The 11,698-nt window shown below is 70.2% G+C and carries 13 protein-coding genes; 1 reads left to right on the plus strand and 12 read right to left on the minus strand.

From position 1 onward, the window contains the following. Positions 1-8: 8 nt before the first annotated feature. From DEJ14_RS14795 to DEJ14_RS14810, 4 genes are all read right to left on the minus strand, one after another. Positions 9-1,316, minus strand: coding sequence for an O-acetylhomoserine aminocarboxypropyltransferase/cysteine synthase family protein (locus DEJ14_RS14795; RefSeq protein WP_111084698.1), 1,308 nt, complete (start codon positions 1,314-1,316; stop codon positions 9-11). Next, complete coding sequence (locus DEJ14_RS14800; RefSeq protein WP_111084699.1) at positions 1,316-2,368, minus strand: LLM class flavin-dependent oxidoreductase; 1,053 nt, start codon at positions 2,366-2,368, stop codon at positions 1,316-1,318. Before DEJ14_RS14800 ends, DEJ14_RS14795 begins: the two co-directional genes overlap by 1 nt. A 108-nt stretch (positions 2,369-2,476) precedes the next feature. Further along, entirely contained in the window at positions 2,477-3,466 is a 990-nt protein-coding gene (locus DEJ14_RS14805; RefSeq protein WP_111084700.1) for an ATP-grasp domain-containing protein, read from the minus strand. A gap of 192 nt (positions 3,467-3,658) precedes the next feature. Next, entirely contained in the window at positions 3,659-4,501 is an 843-nt protein-coding gene (locus tag DEJ14_RS14810) for a helix-turn-helix transcriptional regulator (RefSeq protein ID WP_111084701.1), read from the minus strand. Between the two features lie 102 nt (positions 4,502-4,603). Here DEJ14_RS14810 and DEJ14_RS14815 point away from each other — a divergent pair, with 102 nt between their 5' ends. Then, on the plus strand, positions 4,604-5,344 hold the full coding sequence (locus tag DEJ14_RS14815) for an SDR family oxidoreductase (protein WP_111084776.1): 741 nt from the start codon (positions 4,604-4,606) through the stop codon (positions 5,342-5,344). 117 nt (positions 5,345-5,461) lie between these two features. On the opposite strand, the gene DEJ14_RS14820 is transcribed toward DEJ14_RS14815, so the two are convergent. From DEJ14_RS14820 to rsmI, 8 genes are all read right to left on the minus strand, one after another. Beyond that, a complete protein-coding gene (locus DEJ14_RS14820) occupies positions 5,462-5,890 on the minus strand; it encodes a hypothetical protein (protein WP_111084702.1) in 429 nt (142 codons plus the stop codon). Positions 5,891-5,942: 52 nt separating this feature from the next. Continuing rightward, positions 5,943-6,482, minus strand: coding sequence for a hypothetical protein (locus DEJ14_RS14825; RefSeq protein ID WP_111084703.1), 540 nt, complete (start codon positions 6,480-6,482; stop codon positions 5,943-5,945). Positions 6,483-6,519: 37 nt separating this feature from the next. Further along, entirely contained in the window at positions 6,520-7,053 is a 534-nt protein-coding gene (locus DEJ14_RS14830; protein ID WP_181437457.1) for a type II toxin-antitoxin system VapC family toxin, read from the minus strand. A 2-nt stretch (positions 7,054-7,055) separates the two neighbouring features. Next, on the minus strand, positions 7,056-7,328 hold the full coding sequence (locus DEJ14_RS14835) for a hypothetical protein (protein WP_111084705.1): 273 nt from the start codon (positions 7,326-7,328) through the stop codon (positions 7,056-7,058). A gap of 91 nt (positions 7,329-7,419) precedes the next feature. Continuing rightward, complete coding sequence (gene rsmA, locus DEJ14_RS14840; RefSeq protein ID WP_111084706.1) at positions 7,420-8,271, minus strand: 16S rRNA (adenine(1518)-N(6)/adenine(1519)-N(6))-dimethyltransferase RsmA; 852 nt, start codon at positions 8,269-8,271, stop codon at positions 7,420-7,422. Then, complete coding sequence (locus DEJ14_RS14845) at positions 8,271-9,179, minus strand: TatD family hydrolase (protein WP_111084707.1); 909 nt, start codon at positions 9,177-9,179, stop codon at positions 8,271-8,273. The genes rsmA and DEJ14_RS14845 overlap by 1 nt, the downstream gene beginning before the upstream one ends. After that, on the minus strand, positions 9,176-10,753 hold the full coding sequence (gene metG / locus DEJ14_RS14850; protein ID WP_111084708.1) for a methionine--tRNA ligase: 1,578 nt from the start codon (positions 10,751-10,753) through the stop codon (positions 9,176-9,178). Before metG ends, DEJ14_RS14845 begins: the two co-directional genes overlap by 4 nt. Positions 10,754-10,874: 121 nt before the next feature. After that, the gene (gene rsmI / locus DEJ14_RS14855; protein WP_111084777.1) at positions 10,875-11,696 is read right to left on the minus strand and encodes a 16S rRNA (cytidine(1402)-2'-O)-methyltransferase; all 822 of its coding nucleotides are present in this window, start codon (positions 11,694-11,696) and stop codon (positions 10,875-10,877) included. Positions 11,697-11,698 lie beyond the last annotated feature (2 nt).

Below are 11,698 nucleotides of genomic sequence, written 5' to 3' on the forward strand. Positions count from 1 at the left end.
CCCCCAACCTATCCCGCTGCGGCTGCCGCGAAGCCCCGCGCCAGGTCGGCGAGGACGTCGTCGATGTGCTCGAGGCCGATCGACAGCCGGATGAGCCCGTCGCCCACGCCCGCCGCTGCCCGTTCCGACGACGTCATCTGCACGTGGGTCGTCGACGCCGGGTGCACGACGAGCGACCGGACGTCACCGATGTTCGACACGTGGTCGAACAGCTCGAGGGCGGCCACGAACCGCCGTCCGGCCTCGACCCCGCCGTCCAGGTCGAACGCCAGGACCGCCGACGGCCCCTTCGGCACGTACCGCTGCTGCAGGTGGTGCCACGGCGACGACGGCAGTCCCGCGTAGTGCACGCCGAGCACCTGGTCGTGCGCGTCCAGCCACGACGCGACGGCGGCCGCGTTCGACACGTGCCGCTCCATCCGCAGGGAGAGCGTCTGGATGCCCTGCAGCACCAGGAAGGCGTTGAAGGGGGCGATCGCCGGACCGAGGTCGGCGGAGAGCTTCGACCGGGTGCGCTGGATGAACGCGCGCCGCCCGAACTTCGACGCGAAGTCCGTGTTCGCGAACCCGGACTGCTCGGTGGTCGCGAGCTGCGGGAACTTGTCGGCGTGGGCCGCCCAGTCGAAGTTGCCGCTGTCGACGATGAGCCCGGCGATGGCGCTACCGTGACCGGCCAGGTACTTCGTCGCCGAGTGCACGACGATGTCGGCGCCGTGCTCGATCGGCCGGACCAGGTACGGCGTCGCGATGGTGTTGTCGACGATGAGCGGGACGCCGGCGTCGTGCGCGACCCCGGCCACCCCCGCGAAGTCCAGGACGTCGCCCCGCGGGTTCGGGATCGACTCGCCGAAGAACGCCTTCGTCTCCGGACGCACCGCAGCAGCCCACTCGTCCAGGTCCGTGGGGTCCTGCACGAAGGTGAACGCGATGCCGAGGTCGTGCAGCGTCGACGCGAACAGCGTGTACGTCGCGCCGTACAGCGAGGCACTCGACACGACGTGGTCACCGGCCCGGGCGACGCCGAGGACGGCCAACAAGGTGGCCGCCTGGCCGGACGCCAGCGCGAGCGCGCCGACGCCGCCCTCGAGGTCCGCGATGCGGCGCTCGAGCGCCGCCGCCGACGGGTTGTTCACGCGCGAGTACGTGTGCCCCGGGGCGTTGAGCATGAAACGGTCCGCCGCGTCCTCACCGGACGGGTACACGAAGGCCGCGGTCTGGGCGATCGGCGGGACGTTGCCACCGAACCCCGGGTCGGCCTTGAAGCCCGCGCGGATCTGCCGGGTCTCGAACGCCCACTCCTCCTCGGTCGTGCCCATCAGACGACCGCCTCGGACGCCGCGACCACCGACGGGCGGACGAGCGGGATGACCTGTTCGCCGAAGCGGTCCATCTCCTCGAGCTGCGGCGAGAACTGCAGCAGCAGCGTGTCCACCCCGGCGTCCTCGAACTCCTTGATCCGGGCCGCGACCTGCGCCGGCGTGCCGACGAACCCGGGGCGCAGGCCGCGGTTCGACACCGAGTAGTCCTCGAGCGAGGGGACGTGCTCGAGCTGCGACTTCGAGATGAAGTCCTGGTACGACTCGTACGCGTTGCCGTGCTGCACGTCGGTGATCCGCGCGAGCTCGGCCTGCGCCTCTTCCTCGGTCTCGCGGACGATGACGTACGCGGCCATGCCGAACGCCTCGAACGGCGGCAGTCCGGCGTCGACCCGGCGCTGCTTCATCTCGGCGATCTTCGTGCGGAGTTCCTCGACCGTACCGCCGTGGGTCACGTAGGCGTCGGCGTACCCGGTGATCGCGGCCTTGCCCGCCTCGCTCTCGCCGCCGGCGTAGATGCGTGGGGTCACGCGGGGCTTCGGCTCGAGGTGCGCGTTCTCGATGTCGTAGTACTCGCCCGAGAACGAGTACGGCGTCTCCCGCCACATCCCCTTCATGACCTCGACGAACTCCGCCGTCCGCTTGTACCGGTCGTCGTGCTCCGAGAAGATGCCGCCGTACTGCTTGGCTTCCTCCGCCCACCACGCGCTCACCACGTTGAACGTGAAGCGGCCGCACGAGATGTCGTCGATCGTCGCCGCCTGCTTCGCCGTCACCGCGGGCAGGTGGTAGCCGGGACGCATCGCCGCCATGATCTCGAGGCGCTCGGTCGTCGCCGCGATGGCCGCCGCGAGCGACCAGGCCTCGAGCGACGGCGCCGCCGTGCCCTTGATGTCGTTGAGGTTGAGCTCCGGCACGAGCGTCAGGTCGAAGCCGATCCGCTCGGCGCGCTGCGCCAAGCGCTTCACGTAGTCGAAGGTGACCGGCATGTTCTCGTTGTCGACGTTGCGCAGCCAGCCGCCGAAGAGCGGGGTCCAGTATCCGAATCGCACGGGGTGAGTTCCTTGGGGAGGTGGGGAGTGCCCTGCAAGGGGCGCGGAGCGGACGGGAGGCGCGTGGCGGGCCCGCCACGGGCCTCCAGTCCGGTGGTTCTTGCGCTCTCAGGCGGTCAGTTGCGCTGCGTACTGCGTCTCCAGCAGGCCGCCGAGGTACCGCGCGATGGAGCGCGGGCCGGAGGCCGGCGCGGACTCCTCGACCGCGGGGTTGTAGTTCGTGTTCGTGTTGATGTCGTAGACGACCGTGCGGCCGTCCGTGGTCTCCATGAACTCGACGCCCGCGATGGTGACGCGCTGGTCGGCGAGGAACGTGCGGAGCTGCTGGACCAGCGGGTGCTCGCCGGTGATCTCGGTCCGGACGCTGAACGCGCTCGGCTGGTCGGCGCCCGGTACGTCGCAGACCGCTCCGGCGATGACCTGCGGGACCTCGCACGCGTCGGCGGGGCAGAGCTCGAAGCTGCCGGCGCTGGTGTCGACGCGGACGGCGTAGACGAACTCGCCGCCGACGAACTCGACGCGGGTGATGAAGGGCTCACGGGCGGTCAGGAACTCCTGCAGCAGCGTGATGCCGTCGACCGGAGCCTCGAACTCCGGCGAGTCGACGTAGGCGTCGAACTCGGCGAGCGAGTCGAACCGACGGACGCCCAGGCCCTTGCCGCCCTGGTTGTGCTTCGTGATGAACGGGACGTCCTGGCCGTTCGTGAAGTCCCGTGCGGCCTGCTTGAGCGTCGTCGCGCCGAACACGGCGGTCGTGCGCGGCACGTCGAACCCGGCGTTCTGCAGCAGCCCGTGCTGGGCGACCTTGGAGACCTCGAGTTCGAGCACGTGGCTGCCGCCGACGACCTGGCGACCCGCTCGTTCGAGCCAGCCGAGGACCGCGCGGGTGTACTCCTTGCTGTGCTCGTGGCCGCGGGTGTGGCTCGACGCCGACATGCGCGACCAGTACACACCGGGCTCCGGCTCGGCACCGAGGTCGATCTGTCCCTCGGTCAGCAGGATCTCCTGCACCGGGACGCCCTCGGCCTCGAATGCTGCGGCGAGCGGCGGGAACCACTCGGGGTTCTCGTGGATGACGTACACGCGGGGAGTGCTCACCCGCCCACCCTAGGCACGGTATACCGCACGCGGCCAAGTGTGTGACGCGCGGTTGCTTCGTGTGGTCGTCGGTGGGTTCGGCGTTCGGTGCGAGGTTCCGTACTCGGTGCGAGGTGTCGAGGATCGCACCGAGTACGGAACCTCGCACCGTTCAGCGCCAGCGGTCGGCGGCCCTCGCACCGTGCGAGGGCGTCAGCCCGCGAATGCCTGCTGGCCGACGACGCCGAGGAGCTCGAGCTTCTGCGCGTCCTCGGATCCTGGGGGCGCGGTGAAGAGCAGCAGTGCCTGTGCCTGGTCGTCGGTGTGCAGGACCTGGCAGTCGACGGTGATCCGGCCGAGCTGCGGCTGCACGATCGTCTTGTTGTCGGACCAGCGACTCGTCACCTCGTGCAGTGCCCAGAGCTCGCGGAACTCGGGGCTGCGGGTCTCGAGCTCGGCGATCAGCTCGGTGGCCCGACGGTCCCCCGGTCCGGCCAGCCCCACCGCCGCCCGCAGCGACGCCACCACGACCCGGGCCAGTCGCTCGTGTTGCTCCGGCGCGTACTTCGCGAGCTCGTCCCCGGTCACGAACCACCGCCACGCCTGGTACCGCTCGTTGCCGGGCAGGCTGACGGACGACCCGAGCAGCGCCGCCGCGAGCCGGTTCTCGACCAGCGTCTCGCCCAGGTGGCTGACCACGATCGCGGGGGTGTCCTCGAGCCGGTCGAGCACCCGCAGGATCGCGGGGTCGACGTGGTCGGCGCGGTGCAACCGGGTCGGGGCGTTCTGCCCGGCGAGGTGGAACAGGTGGTCGCGTTCGTCGAGGCTGCACCGGAGCGCCCGGGCGATCGCGGCGATCATCTGCTCCGACGGCTGCGGCCCACGCTGCTGTTCCAGGCGCGTGTAGTAGTCGACCGACATGCCCGCGAGCGCGGCGACTTCTTCGCGCCGGAGACCAGGGGTCCGGCGTCGTGGTCCCTGGCCGAGGCCGACGTCCTCGGGGCGCAGCAGTTCGCGGCGACGGCGGAGGAAGTCGGCGAGTGCAGCGCGGTCCATGGTCCCGATTGTCGTCCGGTTCCCGCCGCCGTGCCAGGGATCGCCGATCCCCCGATGACCGAGGTCTGGATGGGTCGCCGACGAAGGCGCATGGTGGTGGACATGGACATCACGAACTCCACCGTCTTCATCCCCGGCGCAACCTCCGGCATCGGCCTCGCCCTGGCCCAGCGCCTGCAGGCCGCGGGTAGCACAGTCGTCATCGGCGGGCGTCGCCAGTTGCTCCTCGACTCGCTCGCCGCCGAGCACGGCTTCGGCACCGTGCAGATCGACGTGAGCGACGCCGCATCCATCGAGATGGCTGCCGCCTCCGTCCTCGAGGCGTACCCGTCGCTCGACACCCTCGTCACCATGTCGGGGATCATGCGCAACGAGGATCTGCGCTCCTCCGACCACATCCACGACGCGCTCGAGATCATCCAGACCAACCTGGTCGGCACGATCCGCCTCATCGACGCGTTCCTGCCGCACCTGCTGGCGCAGCCCGCCTCGACCATCGTCACGGTGTCGTCCGGACTCGCGTTCGTCCCGCTCACCGCGACGCCGACGTACAACGCCACCAAGGCCGGCATCCACTCCTACACGCAGTCACTCCGTCAGCAGCTGCTCGGTACCCCGGTTTCGGTGCTCGAGCTCGCTCCCCCGGCGGTGTCGACCGACCTGATGGGCGGAGCGGACTTCGGTGGCATGCCGCTCGACGCCTTCGCCGACGAGGTCATCGAGCTGCTGTCCGCGGGCGATTCGCCCGAGATCCTGGTGCAGAACGTGCTGCCGCTCCGGTTCGCCGAGCGCGACGGCACCCACCAGCAGATCTTCGAGGCGATGGCGTCGCGCGCGCACTGACACGCGGGGCGCCTCGAACGGTGCGAGGTTCCGTATTCGGTGCGAGGCACGTTGGCTCGCACGGACCACGGAACCTCGCACCACGCTCGGCGTGTCTCGCACGGTGCGAGGGGCGCGTCAGTCTTCGGCGCCGTCGGCCTGCTCTCCGCGGCGACGCGCGAACCGATCGAGGGCGCGGCTCGCGAGCGGGAGCGCCGATGCGACCACCGCGCTGTACAACGCCGAGTCGAGGGGTTTGTGGTGCAGACGTGTCACCGCCCAGGCTGCGGTGAACGCGGTCACGGCCAGCGCTCCCTCGGCCACCCGACCCGAACGATCGAGGCGCGGCGGCGGCCGGAAGTCGTCGTCATCGTCATCGTTCGGATCGTCTCGGAAGGCCCAGACCGTGATCCCGAACACGGGAAGCGCAACCCCGAGCAGCGCTCCCGCCCATGCCGCGTCGTTCTGCAGGTTCCGCACGACAGCGGGCACGGCGAAGCACTCGATGACGATCCCGCCGAGCACGGCGACGATCGCGAGCCACTGGGAGACGGTGATGCGACGCACCCGCCGATCGTAGGGGTCCGCGGGTCCTGCGCGCGCTCCCCCGTTCGCGGCGTCAGAGGCCGGCGAGCAGTTGCTGCAGTTCGGCCTTGGCGTCGGGCATCCGCTCGGGGCCGGTGAGCCGTTCCCGCTGCACCGAGATGCGGACGGTGTCGGGCTTGGGACCGTCCTCGGTGTTCAGCAGCACGGATTCGCGGCTGGCGAAGGTCCACCGGGCCGACGGGCGCTTGCCGCCGCGGCGCTCGGACGTCGGCGTGGACCCGAGTGCGGCCGTGAACACCGGGACGATCCGATCGAGCACCGCCTCGCGCTCACCGGGGACCTGCCGTGACGCCGACACCGCGAAGGTGCCATCCGAGCGCTGACCGGGGATGCGGAGCCCGTGAGCCTGTTCGTACCCGATGGTGATGCCGTGCGCCCACCATGGCTCGACACCCTGACCAACGATCCACGACGCGATCGCAGCGTGCCCGATCGTGGCTCCGCCCGCCGTGTCGATCAGCGCGTGCCACTCGTCCGGTGACTTGCCCGTCGCCGCGAGGACACGGTCCGGCGCCATCCCCTGCGCGTGCGAGCGAACCGTTCCGTCGGTCATGCCGTCATCGTAGGCCGGAGGACACCGCCGTCGCGGATCAGCGCTGGGAACCGGTCCGCAGGCGACGCGCCAGCTGCGCACCCTCGGCGTCGATGATCAGCGGGAGGCGCTCCTTGTCGACGACGCCGAACGCGGGATCGACCGTCACGAAGCCGTCGACTTCCCAATGCCGAGCTGTTGCGACGTGCAATGCACCCGAGACGGTCAGGCCGAACTCTTCCATGAGGTCTGGGACCTCATCGCTGACGGCATCGACCCCGACCCAGTGCAGTTGCGTCGACCGCAACAACTCTCGCCATGCTGTGACATGGCGACGAGCGGCTTCCGTGGCCATGCCGTGAGCAGCTCGCAGAACCTCGAACTCCGTGTAGGCGCTGTACATCATCTCTGTACCCGCGAGGTCGAGGTGGTCGAGGAACGCGACCGCCTCGACCTTGTGACGATCGGTCCGGCGCAGCGCGCTCCGGATGAAGCTCGACTCGACGAGGACCGCGTCCGGGCGGGCGGCGCAGTCGTTGAACTCGAGGACCCGGTGCTCGTCGAAATGCTCGGGCGTGAGTCGCTCGAACACGGTCAGGGATGCGTGTGGAATGAGACGGTCGGCTCGACCCAGAAGTCCGGATCGATCGACTCGATCGCGCGCCGTCGGCGCTCGCGGCGTTCTTCGAACGTGCCTTCAGGTCGCGGCGTCCGAGCGAACAGCGCTTGCCGCTCGGCGTCGGTGAAGATCTTCGACCCCCGCTGCCGACCGGGATCCGCGCTGAGCAGGGCGCGACGACGTCCCGCTGTGAGCTGTTCCTCGGTCAGGCCGCGGCGGTTCGGTCGGCGTGGTTCGGTCGGCTGCATGGTGTCTCCTTGGTCGATGTGATCAACCGTAGGAGCACCGAACGGACGGCACCGAACATTTCGTATTTCGCCGATCCGAGGCGTGAGGTGATTACCCCGCAGCCGCCAGGACCGTCCGACCGAGCCGCACGAAGTCGTCGACACCGATCGCCTCGCCCCGAGCCGTCGGGTCGATGCCCGCCGCCGTCAGGACCTCGGAGGCGTGGGCGCTGCCACCGAGCACACCGGACAGGCTCTGCCGCAGCATCTTCCGCCGCTGCTGGAACGCCGCATCGACCAGGGTGAAGACCCGCGACCGCAGCCGCTCGTCCCCCGGGGGATCGTGCCGGTCGAACGCCACCAGCACGCTGTCGACGTTCGGGACGGGCCAGAACACCTGGCGGCTGACGAGCCCGGCCGTGCTCCACGAGCCGTACCAGGCGGCCTTGACGCTCGGCGACCCGTAGACCTTGCTGCCCGGGCCCGCCGCGAGACGGTACCCGACCTCGGCCTGCACCATCACCAGCGACCGCTCGATCGACGGGAAGGTCGCGAGCAGGTGCAGCAGCACGGGTACCGAGATGTTGTAGGGCAGGTTCGCGACGAGGTGCGTCGGTTCGGTGTCGAGGTCCGATGCGGCGACGGTCATCGCGTCCTGCTGCACGACCGTCAACGTCGCCGTCGGCTGCAGCGCGCTGACCGTCGACGGCAGCTTCGCCGCGAGCCGCTTGTCGATCTCGACGGCGGTGACGGGCGCCCCGGTCTCGGTGAGCCCGAGCGTCAGGGAGCCGAGGCCCGGCCCGATCTCGAGCACCCGGGACGAGGGCGTCACGCCGGCGACCGACACGATGCGCCGGACGGTGTTGGCGTCGTGCACGAAGTTCTGCCCGAGCTTCTTCGTCGGGGTCACGTCGAGTTCGGCGGCGAGCTCCCGGATCTCGGCCGGGCCGAGCAGCGCGCCCACTACTCGTCCACCGTCACGGGCTCGGCGTCCCACGCACCGTAGACGAGCTCGGTGTTCGACGCGATCTGCGCGGCGAGCATCGAGGCATCGGTGCCGAGGGTCTCCGCCATCGACCGTAGGGTGATCGGGATCAGGTACGGGGCGTTCGGCCGGCCGCGGTACGGCGTCGGGGTCAGGAACGGCGCGTCCGTCTCGACCATGATCAGGTGCCGCGGCGCGACGACCAGCGCTTCGCGGAGCAGTGCTGCGTTCTTGAACGTCACGGTGCCGGCGAACGACATGTACCAACCGCGCTCGGCACAGAGCCGAGCCAGGTCGGGTCCGCCGGAGAAGCAGTGGAACACGGTGCGCTCCGGAGCCCCGACGCGGTCGAGCACCTCGACCACGGCGTCGTGCGCGTCGCGGTCGTGGATGGTCAGCGCGAGGCCGTGCTCCTTCGCGATGCGGATGTGCTCCTCGAACGAGTGGATCTGGGCGTCGCGCCCGTCCTCACCGGTGCGGAAGAAGTCGAGCCCGGTCTCACCGATCGCCCGGACGCGGGGCAGTGCCGCCAGCCGCTCGATGCCGGCGAGGTGCTCGTCGAGCAGCCCCTGCTCCTGCAGCGACGGCGCCTCGTTCGGGTGCAGCGCGACCGCTGCGAGCACGCGGGGTTCACGGGCGGCGATCGACGCGGACCACTGCGAGGTCGCGAGGTCGGTACCGACCTGCACGACACCGCGGACGCCGACGCTGGAGGCACGGCCGAGGTGCTCGCGGTAGTCGAGCGCCCCGTCGCCACCGTCGGCGATCTCCATGTGCGTGTGGTTGTCGTAGACCGGGACCACGAGCGCCTCGGGCAGCGGCGGGTAGGTCAGGTCGCGCTTGGAGCCGTCCCCGTCGCCGCGGGAGCGGAGGTGGGCGTCGGTCACGCGGAGACCTGCTCCGACTGCTCGATGCGCGGGAACAGCCCGCTCTCGAGCGCCACGACGTGCGAAGCACCCTGCCACTCGAAAGCACGATCGACGCGCTGCTCGGCGATCGAACCGCCGGCACCGATCGACGCCCACAGCTTCTCGGTGGCCTTCGGCATCACCGGGGAGAGCAGCACCGCGACGGTGCCGAGGCCACGCAGTGCCGTGGTCAGGACGGTGCCGAGCCGCTCGCGGTTCGCGTCGTCCTTCGCCAGCGCCCACGGCTGCTGCTCGGTGATGTACCCGTTCAGGGCGTCGACGAGCTCCCAGACGGCGGCGATCGCCTCGTGCGGGGCGAACGCGGCGATGGCTGCGTCAGCACGCTCGGTGACCGACACCGCAAGGGCGTCGATCGCCTGGTCCGACTCGGTCAGCGACCCACGCGCCGGCACTGCGCCGTCGAAGTACTTCTGCAGCATCGCGACCAGGCGCGAGGCCAGGTTGCCGAAGCCGTTCGCGAGCTCGGCCTGGTACCGCGCCGAGATGTCCTCCCAGCTGAAGTTGCCGTCCTGCCCGAAGGTGATGGCGCGGAGGAAGTAGTAGCGGAAGGCGTCGGACCCGAAGGTGTCGGTGATCTCCGACGGCGCGATGCCGGTCAGCTTCGACTTCGACATCTTCTCGCCGCCGACGAGCAACCAGCCGTGACCGAAGACGCGCTCCGGCACCGGCAGTCCGGCAGCCATGAGCATCGCCGGCCAGATGACCGCGTGGAAGCGGGCGATGTCCTTGCCGACGATGTGCACGCTCGGCCACAGGCGCTTGAAGGCCTCGTCGTCCTCGGTGCCGTAGCCCAGCGCCGTGACGTAGTTGAGCAGGGCGTCGAACCACACGTACAGGACGTGGTCGCTGTCCCACGGGATCTTGATGCCCCAGTCGAAGCTGGACCGCGAGATCGACAGGTCGCGGAGACCCTGCTTCACGAACGAGATGATCTCGTTGCGGACGCTCTCCGGCTGGATGAACAGCGGGTTCGACTCGTAGAGGTCGAGCAGGCGCTGCTCGAAGTCCGACATGCGGAAGAAGTAGTTACGCTCGGACAGCACCTCGACCGGGATCGAGTGGATGGCGCAGACCTGCTGCCCCTCGTACGCGCCGGTGCCGGGGACCAGGTCGCTCGGCTGCTTGTACTCCTCGCAGCCCACGCAGTAGAAGCCCTCGAACTCGCCGGCGTAGATGTAGCCGTCGTCGTAGAGCTTCTGCAGGAACGCCGTCACACCGCGCTCGTGGCGCTCGTCGGTGGTGCGGATGAAGTCGTCGTTGGCCACGTCGACGGTGTCGAGCAGCGGCTTCCACGCCTCGGTCACCAGTCGGTCGGCCCATTCCTTGGGCGTGACCTCGTTCGCCGAGGCGGTGCGCAGGATCTTCTGCCCGTGCTCGTCGGTGCCGGTGAGCAGCCAGGTGTCGTCACCCCGCTGCCGGTGCCAGCGCGCGAGGACGTCCGCGGCGACCTCGGTGTAGGCGTGCCCGATGTGGGGCACGTCGTTCACGTAGAAGATCGGCGTGGTGATGCTGAACGAGGACCCGTCGGACATGCGGACCATCCTACGGGCGCGCGGAACCCGGATGACGCGCGCGGCGGTGGACTGTGGAAAACCGGATCCGGGAGGCCCGTGGCGGGCCCGCCCCGCGCCTCCCGTCCGGCACTGCCGTCGTCTACCGCGCCGCGAGCGCGCCTTCGTAGAGGTCGCGTTTCGACAGCCCGGTCGCGTCCGCGACCGCCGCTGCGGCCTCCTTCATGCGCATGCCGGCGGCCACCCGCTCGAGCACGAGGCGGACCCCGTCGTCGAGCGTCGCCTCCTCGGTGGCCTCGGCGGCACCGGCGACGACGATGCAGATCTCGCCCCGGACCCCCTCTGATGCCCACGTGACGAGCTCGTCGAGCGGACCGCGCCTGACCTCTTCGTAGAGCTTCGTGAGCTCACGGCAGACCGCGGCGCGACGGTCGCCCCCGAACCCGACGGCCATGTCGGCGAGCGTCTCGGCCAACCGGTGCGGCGACTCGAAGAAGACCATCGTGCGCTGCTCCCCCGCGAGCGCCTGGAACGCGCGGCGACGCTCCCCGCCCTTGCGCGTCGGGAACCCCTCGAACGTGAAGCGGTCCGTCGGCAGTCCGGAGACGGCGAGCGCCATGAGCACCGCCGACGGGCCGGGCAGTGCCGTGACCGTGACGCCAGCGGCTGCCGCTGCCTCGACGAGCGGGAAGCCGGGGTCGCTGATCGCGGGCATGCCGGCGTCGGTGAGGACCACGATGTCCTCGTCACGGGCGAGCTCGACGACCTCGGACGCCTTCGCCCGTTCGTTGTGCTCGTGCAGGGCGATGAGCCGCGGACGGTTCTCGATTCCGAGGGCGCGCATGAGGTGGATGGCGGTCCTGGTGTCCTCCGCCGCGACCACCGTGGCGTTGGAGAGGGTCTCGACGAGACGGCGCGAGGCGTCCCCGAGGTTGCCGATGGGGGTTGCTGCGAGGACGATCACGC

Source organism: Curtobacterium sp. MCJR17_020 (genome assembly GCF_003234365.2).
In the GTDB taxonomy this organism is placed as follows: Bacteria; Actinomycetota; Actinomycetes; order Actinomycetales; family Microbacteriaceae; genus Curtobacterium.